Raw genomic sequence first — 20,261 nt, 5'->3', positions numbered from 1 at the left:
CGGGCGTGCCCGCCCGGAGGGGTTTCGCCCTACGCGCCGCGCCGCAGCCGGAGCGTGAGGACCTGGAAGGGACGCAGGGTCACCTCGACGGCGCCGTCGGCGTCCGTGGCCGCCTCCGCGTCCTCCTCGCGGGGCCGCTCCAGCAGGTCGGTGACCTGGAAGCCGGCCAGCGGGAACCCGGTGCGCACAAGGCCCCGGGCCCGGCCGCCGCGCGACTCGTACAGACGCACCACCACATCGCCCGACCGGTCGTCGGCGAGCTTGACCGCCTCGACGGTCACGCCGTCGCCCTCCACGCTCACGACCGGCTCCGCCGCGCCCGCCGACTCCGCCACCCGCAGCGGCAGGTTGAGCGCGTAGCCCTCGGCGACCGCGTCGCCGATCGTGGCGCCCGGCAGCAGGGAGTAGGTGAACCGGTGCCGGCCCTGGTCCGCCTCGGGGTCCGGGATGCGCGGGGCGCGCACCAGGCTGAGGGCGACCGTGGTCGTCGTACCGCCGTCCTCGCGGACCGTGCGGGAGACGTCGTGGCCGTACGTCGAGTCGTTGAGGACGGCGACGCCGTAGCCGGGTTCGCCGATGTGCACCCAGCGGTGGCCGGAGACCTCGAAACGGGCCGACTCCCAGCTGGTGTTGGTGTGCGTGGGCCGCTGGACGTGACCGAACTGGATCTCGGCCGAGGAGTGCGCGGCGCGCACGTCGACCGGGAAGGCCGCCTTGATGATCTTCTCGGCCTCGTGCCAGTCGATGTCGGTCTCGATGTCGATGCGCGGACTGCCGGCCCGGACGGTGATCGTCTGGGTGAGGGTCGAGCCCTTGCCGAAGGAGCGGGTGACGCGGATCGCCCCGAGCAGCGGGTCGTCCTCGACGACGGTGACCGCGTCGGGGTCGAGCAGGTCCGTGAAGCGGTTCTTGTAGTGCTTGTCGATGTCCCAGGCGTCCCAGTAGTTGGGCAGGTCGGTGTGCAGCCGGAGCAGGTTGCCCTGGCCGGCGAGGACCTCGCGGCCCGCCCGGATGTCGTATACGGACGACAGTGTGCCGTCGTCCGCCACCTGTACACGGACCAGTCCGTTGTCGAGCACGCGGCCGTCGGAGACCGTCACCGGCTGCGGCGAGGCGCCGGCCCCGGCGAGCGGCGCGCTGCCGCTCCCGGGCACCTCGACGTAGGCCGGCGCGCCCGCCGAGGTACGGACGACCTCGGCACGGTCGTACGGACCGGCGTTGAACACCCGGGTGCCGCCCGCGCCGAGCGCGGTGACCGCCTCGGCCGTCAGCGCCTCCAGTTCCTCGGCCACCCGCGCGTACTCCGCCTCGGCCTCACGGTGCACCCAGGCGATCGAGGAGCCCGGCAGGATGTCGTGGAACTGGTGCAGCAGGACCGTCTTCCACAGCCGGTCCAGCTTCTCGTACGGGTAGGCGTAGCCCGGCGCGTGCAGCGCGGCCGTCGTCGCCCACAGCTCGGCCTCGCGCAGCCGGTGCTCGCTGCGCCGGTTGCCCTGCTTGGTGCGGGCCTGGGAGGTGTAGGTGGCGCGGTGCAGCTCCAGGTAGAGCTCACCGACCCAGACGGGGGCGTCCGGGTACTCCTCGCGGGCCTTGGCGAAGAACTGGTCGGGGTGCTCGATGACCACCTTGGGCGAGCCCTCGAGGTCGGCGAGGCGGCGGGCCCGCTCCATGATCTCGCGGGTGGGGCCGCCACCGCCGTCGCCCCAGCCGAACGGGGCGAGCGAGCGCGTCCCGGCACCCTTCTCCGAGTAGTTGCGGACCGCGCGGTCCATCTCCTCGCCGCTGAAGCGGGCGTTGTAGGTGTCGACCGGCGGGAAGTGGGTGAAGATGCGGGTGCCGTCGATGCCCTCCCACCAGAAGGTGTGGTGGGGGAACTTGTTGGTCTGGTTCCAGGAGATCTTCTGGGTGAGGAACCAGTCGTTGCCGGCGAGCTTGGCCAGCTGCGGGTAGGCGGCGGTGTAGCCGAAGGAGTCCGGCAGCCAGACGCCCTTGGTCTCGACGCCGAAGTGCTCGATGAAGAACCGCTTGCCATGGATGAGCTGGCGGGCGATGGCCTCGCCGCCGGGCAGATTGCCGTCGGCCTCCACCCACATGCCGCCGACCGGCGCCCACTGGCCCTTCTTCACCGACTCCTGGATGCGGGCCCACACGTGCGGGTAGTTGTCGCGCACCCACTCGTACTGCTGGGCCTGCGAGCAGGCGAAGATGAAGTCCTCGTACTCGTCGGCCAGCGACGTCACGTTGGAGAAGGTGCGGGACGTCTTGCGCTTGGTCTCGCGGATCGGCCACAGCCAGGCGGAGTCGATGTGCGCGTGGCCGACGCCCGAGATGGTGTGGGCGCTGGCGTGCGCGGGCCGGGCCAGGACGGGCGCGAGGACCTCGCGGACGGCGGCGGCGCTGCCGGAGACGTCGTCCAGGTCGAGGGCGTCCATGGCGCGGTCGAGGGCGTGCATGATCTCGTGGCGGCGGGGCTCGTGCTCGCCGAGGTGGACCATCAGCTCGCGCAGCACCTGCAGGTCCAGGTCGAGGTGCCAGACCTGCTCGTCGAGGACGGCGAGGTCGGCGCGGCGGAATGTATACAGTGGACGGTCGCCCGCCGTCAGTACATCGCCGAGCAGCGTCGGCTCGGCGAAGTCGTTCGCCAGGATGTCCGGGTTGGAGGCCGCCTCGACCAGGTAGTCGATCCGCTCCCCGCCGGCCGCCGGGTTGCCGACGGCCACGTACTGGTTGAGCGGGTTGACCGCCTTCAGCGGGGTCCCGTCGGTCAGGTGGACCAGGGCCTCGGCCTGGTTGCCCGGCCAGTCGCCGACGAAGCCGAGGTCGATGACGGCCTCGACCCGCCGGCCCGCCCACTCGGCGGGCACCTGCCCGCTCATCCGGAACCAGGTGGTCCCCCACGGCGGACCCCACGGGGTGCCCATCGCGAAGGGCGCGTAGGCGGCGCCCGCGGCCTCCTCGAACGGGACGGGCTCCCCCGGCGCCTGCCAGGCCTCGACCTCGAAGGGGACGGTGGCCGCGTAGATCGCGGGCTTGATGCGCTGGTTGTGGACGCGCTCGACGCGCTCCTCGATGCGGCGGCGTTCGTCGTGCATGGGTTGTCTCCAGGGAACCGGGAAGTAGGAACCGGGCGGGGAGAGCCGTCGGGCTCGGGAAGGATCGGCAGGCGATCGGAAAGCGCTTTCTCTCTCTGTCAGCGCCTAAGGTACGCGAGCCCCGGATGGACCTCGGTGTAGCCCTCCACGAGCCGGCGGGCGACGTTCACGGAGTCGACCAGCGGATGCAGCGCGAACGCCTTCACCGCCGTCGCCCACGAGCCGGACTCGGCGGTGGCCAGCACCTCGCGCTCGACCGCCTTGACCGCGCACACCAGACCGGTGGCGTGGCCGGGCAGCGGGTCGACCGCGACCGGGTGGGCGCCGTTGGCGTCGACGAGGCAGGGGACCTCGATGACGGCGTCGGCGTCGAGTGCCGACAGGGTGCCCTGGTTGCGCACGTTGAGGATGAGCGTGGTGCGCTCGTCGCGGGCGATGGCCCGCATCAGGGCGAGGGCCACCTTCTCGTAGCCGCCGGAGAGGTCGTCGGCGTCGCGCTCGCCCGCGCCGGCCGTCTCCCGGTTCTCCGCCATGTAGGTGGCCTCGCGCTCGGCGCGGGTGCGGTCCCAGGCGGCCAGGGCCGCCGCGCCGGGGTCGCGCATCTCCTCGTAGAAGTGGGCCTGCTGCTCGCGCAGGAAGGCGCCGCGGGTCTTCTCGGCCTGCTGGTAGGCCCGGACGGCCTCGCGGTTGAAGTAGTAGTAGTGCAGGTATTCGTTCGGGACGGCGCCGAGCGAGCGCAGCCAGTCGACGCCGAACAGCTTGCCCTCCTCGAAGGAGCCGAGCAGGTCGGCGTCGGCGAGCAGGCGCGGCAGTTCGTCGCGGCCCGCGACGCGCAGGCCGCGGACCCAGCCGAGGTGGTTGAGGCCGACGTAGTCGATCCACGCGTCCTGCGGGTTCGCGCCGAGGACCCGGGCGATGCGGCGGCCGAGGCCGACCGGCGAGTCGCAGATGCCGATGACCCGGTCGCCGAGGTGGCGGGACATGGCCTCGGTGACCAGTCCCGCCGGGTTGGTGAAGTTGATCAGCCAGGCGTCGGGAGCCAGCCGGGCGACCCGCCGGGCGATGTCGACGGCGACGGGGACCGTCCGCAGACCGTAGGCGATGCCTCCGGCGCCGACCGTCTCCTGGCCGAGGACGCCCTCGGCGAGGGCGACCCGCTCGTCGTCGGCACGCCCCTTCAGGCCCCCGACCCGGATCGCGGAGAAGATGAAGTCGGCGCCGCGCAGGGCCTCGTCGAGGTCGGTGGTGGCCGTGACGGTGGGGGCGTCGGGGATACCGGCGGCCTGTTCAGCCAGTACACGGGCGACTGCATACAGTCGACTGTCGTCGAGATCGTGCAGAACGACTTCGGTCACCCGCCCCTCCGCCCGGTCACCGAGGAGCGCCCCGTACACGAGCGGCACCCGGAACCCGCCGCCGCCCAGAATCGTCAGCTTCACGCTTGCACCTTTCCTGCCACGACCACCTCGACGCCCGCCTCCTCGAAGGAGGTGCGGGTCACCGGGTCGACCGGCGCGTTCGTCACCAGCACGTCCAGGTCCTCGGGGCCGCAGACCCTCGCCATCCCGGTACCCGGGAACTTCGCCGTGTCGGCCAGCAGGACGACCTTGTCACCGGCCTTGATCATGGCCCGCTTGACCGGCACCTCGACGACGGTCGTGTCCATCACCTGCCCGCCCGGGCGCACCCCACTGGTACCGAGGAAGAGCCAGTCGGCGTGGAGCTGGCGCAGGTTGTCCTCGGTGAGGAAGCCGACCAGGGAGCGGTACTCGCGGCGGACCATCCCGCCGAGCAGCACCAGCTCGATGCCCTCGTCGTCGGCGAGCTCCTCGTAGACCACCAGATTGCTGGTGATCACCGTGAGGCGGCGGCCGTGCAGCTGACGGGCGAGGCGGTAGGCGGTGGTGCCGATGTCGAGCAGGACGGACTGGCCGTCGGCGACCATCGCCGCCGCGTGCGCGGCGATGGCGTCCTTCTCGGCCACCCGCACCTCGGCGACCTCGGCGAAGGGCTGGTCGCCCTCCTCGACGACGGCCCCGCCGTGGACCCGGGTGAGCAGGCCCTCCTCCTCGAGTTTGACCAGGTCACGCCGGATGGTGGCGGGGCTCACGCCGAGTTGGTCGGAGAGATCCGTCACTGCCGCGGGACCACCGGAGCGCAGGGCCCGCAGGATGAGTTGATGTCGTCGTTCTGCCAGCACGCCGTGAACACTACTCGTCATCTTCAATCATTTCTATGCTCAGTTCTGCTCGGGTATTGACCGGAGGCCGCTGGCGTCGCACGATTCCGGTCACGAAATGAAGAGTTTTGACGAGCTCCCCGACCGTGACATCCCGCCCCGACGAACAGCGACATCCCGCACCGACGAGAGGACGCCCCCGTGGACGACGACCGGCCCGACGTACTGCTGACCGGGCTGCTCTTCTACGACCTCGTCCTCACGGGGCTGGGCAAACCGCCGACGCCGGGCGAGGAGATCTGGACCGCCGGCATGGGCTGCGGCCCCGGCGGCATCGCCAACCTCGCGGTCGCCGCCTCCCGCTTCGGCCTGCGCACCTCCCTGGCCACGGTCTTCGGCGACGACTTCTACGGCGCCTACTGCCAGGAGGTCATCGCCGGCCAGGAGGGCGTCGACCTCTCGCGCTCCCGGGTCGCGCAGAACTGGCCCACCCCCGTCACCGTCGCCCTCGCGCACGGCCACGACCGGGCGCTCGTCACCCACGGCCAGGAGCCGCCGTACTCCCAGGACGTCCTGATGGGCGACCCGCCCGAGGCGCGCACCGCGCTCGTGCACATCGAGACCGAGCCGCAGGCCTGGCTCGCCAAGGCCGCGGCGAACGGCACCCGGATCTACGCCGACGTCGGCTGGGACCCCAGCCAGCAGTGGTCCGCGGAGTTGCTCGAGCAACTCGCCCTGTGCCACGCCTTCCTCCCCAACGAGACCGAGGCGATGGCCTACACCCGCACCGACAGCGCGGTCGCGGCCCTCGGCACGCTCGCCGAACTGGTGCCGGTGGCGGTGGTCACCCGGGGCGGCGACGGCGCGCTCGCGGTGGACCAGACGACCGGCGAGTACGCGGACGTCCCGGCCCTTGACATCGATGTCGTGGACGCGACGGGCGCCGGCGACGTGTTCGGCGCGAGCTTCGTCGCCGCCTCGCTCGGCGGCTGGCCGCTGGAGGAACGGCTGCGGTTCGCCGTACTCGCCGCCGGACTGTCGGTACGGCACCACGGCGGGGCGCTCGCCGCGCCCGGCTGGTACGGCGTCGACCGGTGGTGGCGGTCACTGACGGACCCGGAGCTGAGACGGGCGTACGGCTTCCTCGCCGACCGCATCCCGGCCGACGTCGGCCCGCCGGTGCGCCACGCCCCGGTCACCCCGCCCGCCCGGCTGACCTGACCACCCCTCTTCCTTCCCTCCCCGAAGCTTTCCCTTCTTTCCCTGCCCGAAGCTTTGCCCCTGGTTGTGCATCACGTCTGTGAAGACGCGAACAGATCCGAAAGGCGGTGGGAGCAGTTGCGGCTCTCACGTAGAGGCCTGCTGCGCGCCGGTCTGGCCGGTACGGCCGCGACCGCGCTCGGCGGCCTGGCGTCCGGCTGTGCCGTTCCGACCGGTTCGACCGGCCGGAACATGGTCCTGTGGTACTGGGACGGCGGCCTGGGCGACACCGTCGTCGAGAAGGCCCGGGCCCGCTACGGCGGCACGGTCGACCTCAAGGCCATCAAGATCGGCGGCTACTACCGTTCCAAACTGATCACCACCATGGCCGGCCGGGCCCACATCCCCGACGTCGCGGGTCTCAAGGGCGAGGACATGGCGTCCTATCTGCCCAACGCCGACCAGTTCGTGGACCTGCGCACCCTGGGCGCGGAGCAGTACCGGAGCCGGTACCTCGCGTGGAAGTGGGACCAGGGCATCGCCGACGACGGCTCGATGATCGGCTTCCCGATCGACTGCGGCCCGGTCGCGCACTTCTACCAGTACGACGTCTTCCGCAGGGCCGGGCTGCCGTACGAACCGGACGACGTGTCGAAGGAGCTCGACACCTGGGAGAAGTTCTTCACGGCGGGCGAGCGGCTCAAGCAGCGGATCCCGGGCACGTATCTGCTCACCGACGTCAACTCCGTGTTCGAGAACGCGGTGCAGCAGGGCAGCAGGCGGTACGTCGACAAGGACCGCCACTTCATCGGCGACCAGGAGCATGTGCGCGCCGCCTGGGCGCTCGCCGTCGAGGCCAAGCGGCGCGGGATCGTCTCGGACCTGGTCAACGGCACCCCCGACCAGCTCTCCGCCGTCCAGGACGGCAAGCTGCCGAGCCAGCTCGGCGCCTCCTGGGCGACCAACGACCTCAAGAACGGCGTGCCGAAGACCAAGGGCCGGTGGCGCGTGGCCGACATGCCGGTCAGACCGTCCAACAACGGCGGTTCGTTCCTCGCGATCACCAAGGCATGCCGGGAGCCCGAGCAGGCGTTCCGGATCATCACCTGGATGCTGGACGCGGCCAACCAGGCGCAGGGCTACGTCGACGCGGGTCTCTTCCCGTCCACGCCCGCCTCGTACGGCCTGGAGCAGCTGCGCGAGCCCGACGCGTTCTTCGGCGGCCAGGTCACCATGGACGTCTTCGGGCCCGCCGCACAGAAGATCGCCGTCGCCTACAACAGCCCCTACGACGTGGCGCTCGGCCAGCCGATCAAGGACGAGATCAAGAACGTCGGTGTCCTCGGCAAGAACCCCGACCAGGCCTGGAAGGACGCCATGAGCAAGTGCCGGCGGATCGCCGACCATCTGGGGGTGAGCCACTGATGGCCACCGCGCTGGACAAGCCCGCGGTCACCGTGGAGTCCGCCCCCGCTCCCCCGCCCCGCAAGGGGTGGCGCGCATACTGGCATCTGTATGCGGCGATCTCGCCGTTCTATCTGCTCTTCGTCTGCTTCGGCCTGGTCCCGGTCGGCTTCTCGCTGTATCTGTCCTTCCACCGCTGGGACGGGCTCGGCCCGATGGAGTGGGCCGGACTGTCGCAGTACCAGTACCTGCTGGGCGACAGCGACTTCTGGAGCTCGATCGGGAACACGCTCGTCATCTGGGCGCTGGCCACCTTCCCCATGATCTTCCTGGCGATGGTGACGGCCGTGCTGCTGAACTCGGCGGTCCGGTTCAAGAACGCCTACCGGTTCGCGTACTTCCTGCCGAACGTCACCTCGGTGGTCGCGATCGCGATCATCTTCGGCTCGGTGTTCTCCACCAACTTCGGCCTGGTGAACGCGCTGCTGCAGGCCGTCGGGCTGGACCAGGTGGCCTGGCTGAACACGCCCTGGGGCATCAAGGTCGCCATCGCCACGCTGATGACCTGGCAGTGGACGGGATACAACGCGATCATCTTCCTCGCCGGACTGCAGACGATCCCCGGTGAACTGTATGAAGCCGCCCGTATGGACGGAGCCGGTCCGGTGCAGACGTTCGTCCGGATCACGCTGCCGATGATGCGGCCGGTGCTGCTGTTCGTGCTCGTGATCTCCACGGTCACCGGTCTGCAGAGCTTCTCCGAGCCACAGGTCCTGCTGCAGAACACCTCCAACGACTCGACGTTCTCCGGCGGCCCCGGCCACGCCGGCCGGACGATGGTCCTCTACTTCTTCCAGCAGACCTTCGACAACAACGACTTCGGCTACGGCGCCGCCGTGGCGTGGGGCATCTTCCTCGTCGTCGTCCTCTTCTCGATCATCAACTGGCGTCTGGTGCAGCGCCGGGGCGAAGACTAGGAGGCCCCACCCCATGGCAACCATCAAGGGTTCCCGGCGCCGCGCGCTCGCCCTGCACACGACACTGATCGTCGGTGTGCTGCTCTCGGCCTTCCCGTTCTACTGGGCCGTGATCATGTCGACGCACACGTCGAGCGAGATCTTCTCCTACCCGCCGAAGCTGCTGCCCGGCACCCACTTCCTGGAGAACCTCCGCCATCTCCTCGACGCGATCGACTTCTACGGCTCGATGGCCAACTCGCTGCTGGTGGCGGGTTCGGTGACGTTCCTGGTGCTGTTCTTCGACTCGCTGGCGGCGTTCGTCTTCGCCAAGTTCTCCTTCCCCGGCAAGCGCTTCCTGTTCGCCTCGCTCATGATCATCTTCATGGTGCCGGCCCAGCTCTCGGCCATCCCGCAGTTCGTCATCATGGCCAAGCTCGGCTGGATCGGCTCGATGACCTCGCTGATCGTGCCGGCAGCCGCCAACGCCTTCGGCATCTTCTGGATGCGCCAGTACATGAAGAGCGCCATCCACGACGAACTCCTCGACGCCTCCCGCATCGACGGCGCGAACTTCCTCCGCCAGTACTGGCACGTGGCCCTGCCGGTGGTCCGCCCCGGTCTGGCCTTCCTCGGCATCTTCACCTTCATGGGCCAGTGGAACGACTACGCCTGGCCCCTCATCGCCCTCACCAACCCCGACAACGTCACCCTCCAGGTCGCGCTGTCCCAGCTCAACGGAACCCACGGAACGACGGACTACGGAATGGTCATGACCGGCGCGCTGCTCGCGCTCATCCCCCTGCTCATCGTGTTCGCGGTCGGCGCGCGCCAGATCATCGGCGACCTCGCCAAGGGAGCGATCAAGTGACGGACCCCCTGCTGACGCTCCGCCCCTGGACCGCCCCCGAGGTGACCTCCTGGGGGCGGCTGCCCATGAACGCCGTCGACCGGCGCACCGGAGCACACTCCCTGGACGGCGACTGGCGTTTCCAGCTGCTGTCCGCTCCGGACGCGCCGGTCGGCGGTGCCTGGTCGACGGCGGCCGTGCCGGGCGTATGGACCATGCAGAACACGGACGACCCGCTACGGTCGACGGTCGACCTTCCGCAGTATCTGAACATCCGTATGCCGTATACAGAAATCCCTCCACTGTCGCCGGTCGACGACAACCCGACGGGTGTCTACGAGCGTGAGATCGACATCCCCGCCGACTGGGCCGGCCGCCGCGTCGTCCTCCAGGTGGGCGCCGCCGAGAGCGTGCTGCTGGTGCACCTGGACGGGCGTCCTCTCGGCATCTCCAAGGACTCCCACCTCGCCGCCGACTTCGACCTGTCGGACGTCGTACGCCCCGGCGGCCGGCACACCCTGCGGCTGACCGTCGTCAAGTGGTCGGACGCCTCGCACATCGAGGACCAGGACCACTGGTGGCACGGCGGCATCACCCGTTCGGTGCTGCTGTACACGACGGACCCGCTGCATCTGGCCGATGTCACCGTGCGCGCCTCCCGGGACGGGGAGCTGCGCATCGACTGCCGGGTGCGGGACACGGGCGGGGCGCTGCCCGAGGGCTGGTACGTCAGCGGCGAGCTGGACGGGCTGGAGCTCACGCAGGACACCGACTTCGACCGGGCCAACGCCGAGGACGAGCGGGTCTCCGCTTTCCTCGGCGAGGCACGCATGCAGACGCGCGTGCCCGAGGTACGCGCCTGGACCGCCGAGACGCCCGAGCTGTACGGACTGACGGTGCGGCTGCACCGCGCCGACGGCGGCGTCGCCGACATCTCACGGCACCGGGTCGGTTTCCGGGACGTCGAGATCGTCGGCCGGGACCTGCTGGTCAACGGCGAGCGGATCTACATCCGGGGCGTGAACCGGCACGACTTCCATCCGCTGACCGGGCGGACGGTGTCGTACGACGACATGCGCGCGGACCTGGTCCTGCTGAAGCGTTTCGGCTTCAACGCGATCCGCACCGCGCACTACCCCAACGACCCGACGCTGTACGACCTCGCCGACGAACTCGGTTTCTACGTGGTCGACGAGGCGGACATCGAGTCCCACGACCACGCCCATGAGATCGCCGACGACCCGCGCTATCTGAACGCGTTCGTGGACCGGGTCTCGCGCATGGTGCTGCGGGACAAGAACCACCCCTCGGTGATCATCTGGTCGCTGGGCAACGAGTCGGACTACGGCGCCAACCACGACGCGGCCGCCGGCTGGGTGCGCCGCCACGACGCGACCCGTCCGCTGCAGTACGAGGGGGCGGCCAAGCGCGGCTGGGCGGACCCGGACCTCGCCTCCGACATCGCCTGCCCGATGTACGCGCCGCTGGAGGACTGCGTGGCGCACGCGCTGTCCGGGGAGCAGACCAAGCCCCTCATCCAGTGCGAGTACTCCCATGCGATGGGCAACAGCAACGGCACGCTGGCCGACCACTGGGCCGCCATCGAGGCCACCCCGGGTCTTCAGGGCGGGTTCATCTGGGAGTTCTGGGACCACGGAATCCTTCAGTCCGTGAACGACGGAAGACCGGTCGGGCGTGGCGGCGCCGGGCTCTACGACAACGGTGTCACCGCTCCCGGCTACCGCTGGGCGTACGGCGGTGACTTCGGCGAGAAGGACCACGACGGCGCGTTCATCGCGGACGGCGTGGTCTTCCCCGACCGCACCCCCAAGCCCGTCCTGTTCGAGCACCGTGAACTCGCCGCTCCCGTAAGGCTGGAGCTGTTCCGGCACGAGGGGCTGGTCGTCTCCAACCACCAGCACTTCCGGGACCTTCAGTGGCTCGCGGGCGACTGGGAACTGGCGCTCGCGGACGGCCGTACGCTGACCGCTCCCGCCGAACTCCCCTCGCTGCTCCCCGGTGAGACGGCGGTGGTCCCGCTGCCGCTGGAGCTTCCGGAGGACGGCGGCGAGGCATGGCTGACGCTGCGGGTGAGGACCGCCGAGGACCTGGCGTGGGCTCCGCGCGGCACCGAGGTGTGCGCGCCGCAGGTGCTGCTGCGGGAGGCCGTCGCGGCCGAGGACCTGCCGGTCCCCGGCGCCGTGGAGGTCGACACGGACGGGCTGCTGGTCCATCCGCTGCTGACCGCGGGTCCCGTGCTGTCCCTGTGGCGGGCGCCCACCGACAACGACGAGCTGGGCGGCATGGCGCTGCGCTGGCGGACCTGGGGCCTGGACGCCCTGGTGCGCAAGGTGGTGTCGGTACGGCGCGACGGCGACGCGGTGACCGTGCTCGCGGAGTACGCGGGCACCACCGGCGTGGTCCGGCACCGGCAGGTGTTGACCCCCGTCGAGGGCGGCGTGCGGGTGGACGAACTCGCCGAGCTGCCCGAGGAGTTCGACGACGTGGCACGGGTCGGGACGGTCTTCGAGACGGTCGCCGGGCTGGACCGCCTGGAGTGGTTCGGGCAGGGTCCCTGGGAGTCCTACCCGGACCGCAGCGGGGGCGCCCCGGTGGGCCATCACGCCCTGGCCGTCGACGCGTTGTTCACGCCCTATCTGCGTCCGCAGGAGAGCGGCGGCCGGCACGGCGTACGGCGCTTCGTCCTGACCGGTCCGGACGGGCCGGGTCTCGTGGTCACCCCTGACGAGCCCCGGCAGGTCTCCGTCACGCGCTACCGCGCCGACGATCTGACGGCCGCCGCCCATCACGACGAACTGGTGCCGCGCGCGGGCTGCGTGGTGCATGTCGACGCGGCGCACCGGGGCCTCGGCACGGCCTCGTGCGGTCCCGACACCTTCCCCTCCTACCTCGTGGCGCCGGGCGTCCATCGCTGGAGCTGGACCCTGCGCACCCTGTAACCCCCCATCACGGCAAGGACGTTCCCCGGCTCTTCCCCAGTTCTTCCCCGGCTCTTCCCCAACGGAGCACACGTGTGTACTTCGCATGCCCAAGAACCGCGCGAGGCCGTGCAGGCCGACGCCGGACGGCGCGGTTTCCTGCGGGCCACGGCGCTGCTCGGCGCCGCGACCACGGCCACGGTCGCCCTGCCCTCGGCCGCCGAGGCGGCCACCGCGCAGGCGACGTCGGCCGCCTGGCGCCCGGACACCGCGAGCCGCCGCTTCACGCTCGCCGTGATGCCCGACACCCAGTACCTCTTCGACGGTCCGAGCATCGACAAGGCGCCGGTCGAGGCGTCCCTGCGGTACCTGCTGGAACACGGCGGCGAGAAGGGCGAGAACATCGTGTTCCTGTCCCATCTCGGCGACCTCACGCAGAACGGCGCGGACGCCGAGTTCGCCGCGATCGGGGAGGCGTTCGAGCTGCTCGACCGGCGCGGGGTGGGCTACAGCGTCCTGGCCGGCAACCACGACGTGCGGTCCTCGACGACCGACCAGCGCGGGTCGACCCCGTACCTGGACACCTTCGGGCCCCGCCGGTTCCGGGGGAAGTCCTCGTTCGGCGGGGCTTCCCCCGACGGCTACAACACCTTCCACCTGTTCCGGGCCGCCGGACGGGAGTGGATGGTGCTGGCGCTGGACTGGCGGCTGTCGGACCAGGGGTACGCCTGGGCGAAGGACGTCCTGGCCGCCCACCCCACGACACCGGTCGTCCTCACCACGCACGAACTGGTCGTCGAGGACGACTCGCTGTCGGCATACGGGCAGCAGCTGTGGGACCGGCTGATCCACGATCACGACCAGATCTTCCTCACCCTCAACGGCCACTACTGGCCCGCCGGACGGGCGACCCGCAAGAACGCGGCGGGACATGACGTCCATCTGCACCTGACGAACTACCAGAACCGTTACTTCGGCGGCGCGGCAATGATCCGCCTGTACCGCTTCGACCTCGACCGCGACGTGATCGACGTGGAGACCGTCTCCCCGTGGATCCTGGGCCGGGCCGCGAAGGGGCTCAACGAGCTGGAGCGGCAGGAGATCGAACTCAGCGGTGACGCCGACCGGTTCTCCGTCGACATCGACTTCGCCGACCGCTTCTCCGGCTTCGCCCCGGTCCCGGCCCGCCCCGCACGCCCGGCGTCGAAGGTCCTCGTCCGCGGCACGGTCGCCTACTGGCGCTTCGACGGCCACGACGACGGTACGGCCGTCTCCGGCACCGTCCGCGACCTCTCCGGCCGCGGCAACGACCTCACCCTCGTCAGCGTCAGCGGCGGCACCCTGGGCTGGTCCTCGGACCACCACCCGGACCAACCCGGCCACGGCAGCCTGGAGTTCGGCGGCTACAAGTCGCCACTGGAGGGCGCCTACCTGCGCACGGTCGACGGCGCCCCGCTGAACTCCGCTACGTTCGAGGACGGTTACACCCTCGAGGCGTTCTACCGGCTCCCGGCCGACTGGGACCCGGCGCACCACGCCTGGTCGGGACTGGTGAGCCGGACGGGGACCGGTGGCGCGGCGGGGAAGACCGGCGACGACCCCGACGAGCCGCTCGCCACGCTGTCCCTGTCCAACGACCGCGAGCCGCAGTGGGCGATGCGCCCGCTGAACCAGGAGGGCATCGCCACCAACTGGGGCCAGGAGACCCCGTTGGAGACCTGGTGGCACCTCGCCGTCGTCAACGACGGCACGCACACCACGCTGTACGTCGAGGGCTGCCCGGTCGTGCGCAACCCGAAGGCGAAGGCCGTGGGCATCACCTCCGTCGGACTGCCGTGGCTGCTCGGCGGCTACGAGTACGGCGGGACGATCGACCAGATCCTGCACGGCCGCCTCGGTGACGTCCGGATCGTCGCACGGGCGCTGCCCGTCTCCTCCTTCATGAACCACTGACGTCCTTCATGAACCACTGACGTCCTTCCTGTACCGCTGACGCCGTCGAAGAGGACTCACACCACCATGACCGAGCAGCAGCTCCCCGAGTGGGCCGACCCGTCCGTCTCCCCCACCGCCCTCGACGCCCAGGGCGTCTCCCGCCGCGGACTCCTGCGCCGCGCGGGTCTGTTCGGCGCCGCGTTCGCCCTCGGCCCGGCCGCGGTGCCCGCGTTCGCCGCCTCCGACCGCTCCGACCGGGGCCTCGGCGGCCAGGACCCCCGTCTCGCGTACCTCGTCGGCGACCACCACGTCCACTCCGTCTACAGCCACGACGCCAAGTACACGTTCTCCCAGCAGGCCAGGGCCGCCGCCAGGTACGGCCTGGACTGGATGGTGTTCAACGAGCACTCCAACTTCGGCCACGCCCACTACGGCGCCGCGCTGGAGCACCAGGAGATCCTCAAGGCCCGTGCGGAGAACCCGCGCCGGCTGATCTTCCAGGGTCTGGAGTGGTACATCCCGGCCGCCGAGCACGGCACGGTCTTCGCCGCGCCGGGCGCCCACGAGGTCGATCTGCTCACACAGTTCGAGCTCGCCTACGACGGCAAGCTGCTCGGCTACACCGAGGGTTCGGCCGGCGCCGCCGACACCGCCCGCAACGAGGCCCATGCCGTCAAGGCGATCAAGTGGCTCGCAGAGCAGCGCCGTTCGGGCTATGTCGACGACGTCCTCGTCCTCGCCAACCATCCGCTGCGGCTGGGCATCGACGCCCCGCACGAGATGCGCGACTGGCGTGACGCGGCCCCCGAGATCATGATCGGCATGGAGGGCGCGCCCGGCGCCCAGGGCGCCGCCATCCCCGGCTGGCGCGGTGCCACCTCGATCCGCGGCGAGTACGAGAACAAGCCGTCCGCGCAGTCGTGGCCGGGCTACCCGGCGGACGCCTACCTCACCTACGGCGGATTCGACTGGGCGACCGCGACCGTCGGCGGTCTGTGGGACGCGATGCTGGCCGAGGGCCGGCTGTTCACGATCACCACCAACTCCGACAACCACCGGACCGTCTTCGACACCTGGAAGAACGGCGACTGGCCGGCCGGACAGAACTTCGACAACACCGGCAAGCTGCCCGACCCGGTGAACACGGACACCGCGCAGCCCGGAAGCGACTTCTGGCCCGGCGAGTTCAGCCGCACCCACGTCGGTGTGACCCGCTACGGCTACCGCGCGGTGATGGAGGGCCTGCGGGCCGGCCGGGTCTGGCTCGACCACGGCCATCTGCTGGACGGGCTCGACGTGCGGGTGAAGCGGGACTGCGACGGCGGCCGGGGTGTCACCCTCGGCGGCCGGCTGCGCGTCCGCAAGGGCGAGAGGGTCACGCTGTACGTCACCGTGACGACCGCCTCCCGGGCCAACTCCCAGGGAGTCCTGCCGGAGTTGGCGCACGTGGACGTGATCCGGGGTGCGGTGCGCGGCCCGGTGACCGACCGGGACACCTGGCAGGCGCCGGACACGAAGGTCGTCCACACGGACGACGTGTCGGGCCGCACGGGGACGTACACCCTGCGTATCCCGCTGACGGTCGGCGACGAGTCCTTCTACGTGCGGCTGCGCGGCAGCGACGGCAACCGGCACGGCGCGGGCTACCTGGGCGCGGCGGTCGACCCGCACGGCCCGATCCCGCACCAGCCGGGCGACGGCGACCCGTGGGCCGACACCTGGTTCTACTCGAACCCGGTCTTCGTGGACGTCGTGCACTAGGAGCGCCCCGGCAGGGGCGCGGGGAACTGCGCGACCAACCACAACGGTCCCGCAGTTCCCCACAGCCTCGGCCCTACGGCTCCACCGGCGGAGCCCTACGCGTAGAAGCGGGACAGGCTCTGCAGCACCGCCGCCGGCTTGGCCCCGCCCTCGATCTCGATCGCCCCGTCGACGGTGATCTGCACGCCCCCCGGCACGTCCTCGACCTCGGCGAGCTTGCCGACCAGGCGGATCCGGGAGCCGACCTTCACCGGCGAGGGGAAACGCACCTTGTTCAGACCGTAGTTGACCTTCGTCGTCACTCCCTGGACGTCCAGCAGCTCGGTGAACAGGGGGATGAACAGGGAGAGGGTCAGGTAACCGTGGGCGATCGGGGCGCCGAAGGGGCCCGCGGCCGCCTTCTCCGGGTCCACGTGGATCCACTGGTGGTCGCCGGTCGCATCGGCGAACGTGTCGATGCGCTCCTGGGTGACCTCGATCCACTCGCTGGTGCCCAGGTCGCTGCCGGCCAGCTTCTTCAGCTCGTCGAGACCGTTCACCGTGATGCTCATATCGCCGTCCTTGGCTAGGAGTTGGTGCCGAAGCGCTGGCGCACCCGGGCTTTGAGGAGCTTCCCGGAGGCCGTGCGCGGAAGTTCGTCCGCGACCACCACCGACTTGGGGATCTTGTACTTGGCGAGCTGTCCGGCCAGGGAGGCCAGCACCTCGTCGGGGTCCGGTGCGGCCCCCTCGCGGAGCACGACCACGGCGCGCGGCACCTCGCCCCACTTGTCGTCGCGCACACCGATGACGGCGGCCTCGACGATGTCGGGGTGGGAGAGGAGGAGGTCCTCGATCTCGGCGGGGTAGATGTTCTCCCCACCGGAGATGATCATGTCCTTCATACGGTCGACGATGTACACATAACCGTCGTCGTCGACCCTCGCCGCGTCCCCGCTGCGGAACCAGCCGTCGGCGAAGGACGCAGCGGTCTCCTCGGGCAGCCCCCAGTAGCCGGGCATGACGTGCGGACCGCGGACGAGGACCTCGCCCGTCTCGCCGGGACCGACCGGGGTGAGGTCGGGGGCGAGGACCCGGACGTCGCTGAAGAAGTGCGGGACGCCGGCCGAGCCCGCCTTGCTGATCGCGTGCTCGGCGTCCAGGTACAGCGTTCCGGGGGACGCCTCGGTCATGCCGTACCCCTGGAGGAAGGTGAGTCCGCGTTCCTGGTAGGCGGCGATCAGCGGGGTCGGGACCGGGGAGCCGCCGCAGGTCAGGATGCGCAGGCTGGACAGGTCCGCATCGGCCCAGCGCGGGTGCCGGGCCACCTGGTCGAACATCGTCGGCACCCCGAACATGAAGGTGATCCGGTGCCGTTCGATCAGGTCGAAGGTGGCCTCGGCGTCGAAGGCCTCGACCAGGACGCAGGTGCCGCCCTTGAGGAACACCGGGAGCGTCAGCATGTTCAGACCCGCCGTGTGGAACAGCGGCGCCGAGACCAGGGCCCGCTCGTCGGCGATCAGGTCGGTGTCGACGAGGACGTTGATCGCGTTCCAGGTGAGGTTGCCGTGCGTGAGCATGGCGCCCTTGGGCCGGCCGGTCGTGCCCGAGGTGTACATGATGATGCAGGTGTCGTCGGCGCCCACGGGCTCGTCGATCGGCTCCTCGGAGGCCGCGGCCAGCACGTCCTCGTACTCGGCTCCGACCTCCAGGTACGTCCGTACGTCCGTGCTGCCCGGCAGTCCCGCGACCAGGCCCGCGTGCGAGGGGCCGTAGACGAGGGCCTTGGCGCCGGAGTCGGCGAGCTGGTAGGCGATCTCGGGGCCCGCGAGGCGGGTGTTGAGCGGGACGAAGACCGCGCCGAGCGTGCCGGCCGCGAACAGGCTCTCCAGGTAGGAGGGGTGGTTCGGGCCGAGGTACGCGACCCGGTCGCCGCGGCGGACGCCCCGGGCGCGCAGGGCGTGGGCCAGCCGCGTGACGCGTGTATGCAGTGTGCCGTAGTCCGTCGACCGTTCACCGTGGACCAGGGCGGTGCGGTGCGGGGTCTTGCGTGCCCGGCGTGCGGGCCATGACCCCAGTCCCTCGTTGCGCATCTGGCACGCCCCTTACGGTCTCGTCAGCCCGAGCAGCCGGGCGGCGTTCTCCTTGAGGATCTTCGGCTTCACCTCGTCCTTGATCGTCAGCTTGTCGAAGTCGGCGAGCCAGCGGTCGGGGGTGAGGACGGGGAAGTCGGAGCCGAAGAGGACCTTGTCCTTCAGCAGGGTGTTCGCGTACTGCACGAGCTGCGGCGGGAAGTACTTCGGCGACCAGCCGGACAGGTCGATGTGCACGCCCGGCTTGTGGGTGGCCACGGCGAGGGCCTCGTCCTGCCACGGGAAGGACGGATGCGCCAGAATGATCTTGAGGTGCGGGAAGTCGGCGGCGACGTCGTCGACGTGCAGCGGGTTGGAGTACTTGAGGCGGATGCCGCCCCCTCCCGGCACCCCGGCGCCGATCCCCGTCTGGCCGGTGTGGAAGAGGGCGATGGCGCCGGTCTCCTCGATGACCTCGTACAGGTCGTACGCCACCGCGCGGTCGTTGGGGAAGAAGCCCTGGATGCTGGGGTGGAACTTGAAGCCCTTCACCCCGTACTCCTCGACCAGCCGGCGCGCCTGCTTCACGCCCGCCTTCCCCCGGAAGGGGTCGATGGAGGCGAAGGGGATGAGGACGTCGGCGTTGGCGGCGGCGGCCTCGGCGACCTCCTCGTTGGGGACGGGAGCCGTGCCGGTCGCGGACTCGGCGTCCACCGTGAAGATCACGGCGGCCATCTTCCGCTCCCGGTAGTACGCGGCCGTCTCCTCGATGGTCGGCTTGCGCTTGCCCTCCACCTTGAAGTAGGCGGAGGACGCGTCGTGCAGATCGTCGTCGAGCGAGGAGTGGCCCTGGGAGGACACCTCCGCATGGGTGTGGACGTCGATCGCGACGAGTTCCTCGACGTTGAGGGTCGTCATGGGTCAGGCCTCCGGGAACTTGGGCGCCGGGATACCGACGGTCTGCAGTTCGGCGCCGACCGAGGTGGGGAAGGCGGCGGCCAGGCTCTCGGGGGTCCAGCCGCCGTCGGCGTAGGCCGCCTTGATCTCCTGCGGATGCGACCAGAGTGCCACCTTGTCGCCGCCGATGCCGATGGCCTGGCCGGTGACGCCCCGGGCGGCCTCGGAGGCGAGGAACGGCACGAGCGCCGCGCAGTCCTCGGGCGTGCCGAAGCCCTCGCCCTTGCGCAGGAAGTCCGGCAGCGGCTCACCGCCGCGCATCGCCTCGATGTACGGGGCGAAGGCGGGGATCGTCTCGGTCATCGCGGTCGCGGCGACCGGCACGATCGCGTTGACGGTGATGTTTGCGCGGCCCAGCTCCATGGCCCAGGTGCGGGCGAAGGCGGCGATGCCGGCCTTGGCGGCCGCGTAGTTCGTCTGGCCGAAGTTGCCGCGCTGGCCGGCCGGCGAGCCGACCAGGATCAGGGTGCCGCCCTCGCCCTGCTCGCGCATCCGCACGGCGGCGGCGCGGGCGCAGGTGAAGGTGCCCTTGAGGTGGGTGGTGATCACCGCGTCGAAGTCGTCGTCGGTCATCTTCCACAGCACCTTGTCGCGCAGGATGCCCGCGTTGGTGACCAGGACGTCCAGCCGTCCGAACTCCTCGACCGCCCGGTTCACCAGCCGCTCGGCGGCCTCGGTGGTGCCGACCGGGACCACCTCGGCGACGGCCGTGCCGCCGGCCTCCGTGATCGCCTTCACGGCCGCCTCGGCCACGGCCTCGTCGACGTCGTTGATCACCACGCGGGCGCCGTGCGCGGCGAGCGCCTGGGCGTACGCGAGGCCGAGGCCCCGGCCGCTGCCGGTGACGACGGCGACCTTGCCGGTGAGATCGATGCTGGTCACGAGCGAGTCCCTTCAGAAAGAGCCATGACCACGAGGGGGTCACGTGGAGCGGCGGG

At 70.6% G+C, this 20,261-nt stretch carries 14 protein-coding genes; 7 read left to right on the top strand and 7 right to left on the bottom strand.

Going from position 1 to position 20,261, the window contains the following annotated elements:
- Positions 1–29 precede the first annotated feature (29 nt).
- The 3 genes from ACYQ8Q_RS36975 to ACYQ8Q_RS36965 form a co-directional block, all read right to left on the bottom strand.
- Positions 30–3,092, bottom strand: coding sequence for an alpha-mannosidase (locus ACYQ8Q_RS36975; RefSeq protein WP_460071035.1), 3,063 nt, complete (start codon positions 3,090–3,092; stop codon positions 30–32).
- Between the two features lie 98 nt (positions 3,093–3,190).
- On the bottom strand, positions 3,191–4,531 hold the full coding sequence (locus ACYQ8Q_RS36970; protein WP_460071034.1) for a 6-phospho-beta-glucosidase: 1,341 nt from the start codon (positions 4,529–4,531) through the stop codon (positions 3,191–3,193).
- On the bottom strand, positions 4,528–5,292 hold the full coding sequence (locus tag ACYQ8Q_RS36965; RefSeq protein WP_460073642.1) for a DeoR/GlpR family DNA-binding transcription regulator: 765 nt from the start codon (positions 5,290–5,292) through the stop codon (positions 4,528–4,530). The genes ACYQ8Q_RS36970 and ACYQ8Q_RS36965 overlap by 4 nt, the downstream gene beginning before the upstream one ends.
- A gap of 180 nt (positions 5,293–5,472) precedes the next feature.
- Here ACYQ8Q_RS36965 and ACYQ8Q_RS36960 point away from each other — a divergent pair, with 180 nt between their 5' ends.
- The 7 genes from ACYQ8Q_RS36960 (at position 5,473) to ACYQ8Q_RS36930 (ending at position 16,316) form a co-directional block, all read left to right on the top strand.
- Positions 5,473–6,492, top strand: coding sequence for a carbohydrate kinase family protein (locus ACYQ8Q_RS36960; protein WP_460071033.1), 1,020 nt, complete (start codon positions 5,473–5,475; stop codon positions 6,490–6,492).
- Between the two features lie 117 nt (positions 6,493–6,609).
- Positions 6,610–7,896: an ABC transporter substrate-binding protein gene (locus ACYQ8Q_RS36955; protein ID WP_460071032.1), complete on the top strand. Its 1,287-nt coding sequence runs from the start codon at positions 6,610–6,612 to the stop codon at positions 7,894–7,896.
- A complete protein-coding gene (locus ACYQ8Q_RS36950) occupies positions 7,896–8,852 on the top strand; it encodes a carbohydrate ABC transporter permease (protein ID WP_460071031.1) in 957 nt (318 codons plus the stop codon). The genes ACYQ8Q_RS36955 and ACYQ8Q_RS36950 overlap by 1 nt, the downstream gene beginning before the upstream one ends.
- A gap of 13 nt (positions 8,853–8,865) precedes the next feature.
- Positions 8,866–9,702: a carbohydrate ABC transporter permease gene (locus ACYQ8Q_RS36945; RefSeq protein WP_460071030.1), complete on the top strand. Its 837-nt coding sequence runs from the start codon at positions 8,866–8,868 to the stop codon at positions 9,700–9,702.
- On the top strand, positions 9,699–12,641 hold the full coding sequence (locus ACYQ8Q_RS36940; RefSeq protein WP_460071029.1) for a glycoside hydrolase family 2 TIM barrel-domain containing protein: 2,943 nt from the start codon (positions 9,699–9,701) through the stop codon (positions 12,639–12,641). The genes ACYQ8Q_RS36945 and ACYQ8Q_RS36940 overlap by 4 nt, the downstream gene beginning before the upstream one ends.
- Positions 12,642–12,713: 72 nt before the next feature.
- Entirely contained in the window at positions 12,714–14,573 is a 1,860-nt protein-coding gene (locus ACYQ8Q_RS36935; RefSeq protein ID WP_460071028.1) for a LamG-like jellyroll fold domain-containing protein, read from the top strand.
- 66 nt (positions 14,574–14,639) lie between these two features.
- Positions 14,640–16,316, top strand: coding sequence for a histidinol-phosphatase (locus ACYQ8Q_RS36930; protein ID WP_460071027.1), 1,677 nt, complete (start codon positions 14,640–14,642; stop codon positions 16,314–16,316).
- A gap of 95 nt (positions 16,317–16,411) precedes the next feature.
- On the opposite strand, the gene ACYQ8Q_RS36925 is transcribed toward ACYQ8Q_RS36930, so the two are convergent.
- The 4 genes from ACYQ8Q_RS36925 to ACYQ8Q_RS36910 are packed head-to-tail and all read right to left on the bottom strand — an operon-like array spanning position 16,412 to position 20,205.
- The gene (locus tag ACYQ8Q_RS36925; RefSeq protein ID WP_358995703.1) at positions 16,412–16,867 is read right to left on the bottom strand and encodes a MaoC family dehydratase; all 456 of its coding nucleotides are present in this window, start codon (positions 16,865–16,867) and stop codon (positions 16,412–16,414) included.
- Positions 16,868–16,881: 14 nt separating this feature from the next.
- The gene (gene menE / locus ACYQ8Q_RS36920) at positions 16,882–18,387 is read right to left on the bottom strand and encodes an o-succinylbenzoate--CoA ligase (protein WP_460071026.1); all 1,506 of its coding nucleotides are present in this window, start codon (positions 18,385–18,387) and stop codon (positions 16,882–16,884) included.
- Between the two features lie 12 nt (positions 18,388–18,399).
- Entirely contained in the window at positions 18,400–19,284 is an 885-nt protein-coding gene (locus tag ACYQ8Q_RS36915) for an amidohydrolase family protein (protein ID WP_460071025.1), read from the bottom strand.
- 3 nt (positions 19,285–19,287) lie between these two features.
- Positions 19,288–20,205 carry an SDR family NAD(P)-dependent oxidoreductase gene (locus ACYQ8Q_RS36910; protein WP_460071024.1) on the bottom strand — a complete coding sequence of 306 codons (918 nt, stop codon included), beginning with the start codon at positions 20,203–20,205 and terminating at the stop codon, positions 19,288–19,290.
- Positions 20,206–20,261: the final 56 nt, after the last annotated feature.

The sequence above is a fragment of the Streptomyces sp. YKOK-I1 genome, from assembly GCF_054660435.1.
This window is presented reverse-complemented; position numbering and strand designations above follow the sequence as displayed.

Coding starts and splice junctions, on each gene's coding strand:
- ACYQ8Q_RS36975 (WP_460071035.1), bottom strand. CDS start 3,092: ATGCACGACGAACGCCGCCGCATCGAGGAGCGCGTCGAGCGCGTCCAC.
- ACYQ8Q_RS36925 (WP_358995703.1), bottom strand. CDS start 16,867: ATGAGCATCACGGTGAACGGTCTCGACGAGCTGAAGAAGCTGGCCGGC.
- ACYQ8Q_RS36915 (WP_460071025.1), bottom strand. CDS start 19,284: ATGACGACCCTCAACGTCGAGGAACTCGTCGCGATCGACGTCCACACC.
- ACYQ8Q_RS36930 (WP_460071027.1), top strand. CDS start 14,640: ATGACCGAGCAGCAGCTCCCCGAGTGGGCCGACCCGTCCGTCTCCCCC.
- ACYQ8Q_RS36950 (WP_460071031.1), top strand. CDS start 7,896: ATGGCCACCGCGCTGGACAAGCCCGCGGTCACCGTGGAGTCCGCCCCC.
- ACYQ8Q_RS36945 (WP_460071030.1), top strand. CDS start 8,866: ATGGCAACCATCAAGGGTTCCCGGCGCCGCGCGCTCGCCCTGCACACG.
- menE (WP_460071026.1), bottom strand. CDS start 18,387: ATGCGCAACGAGGGACTGGGGTCATGGCCCGCACGCCGGGCACGCAAG.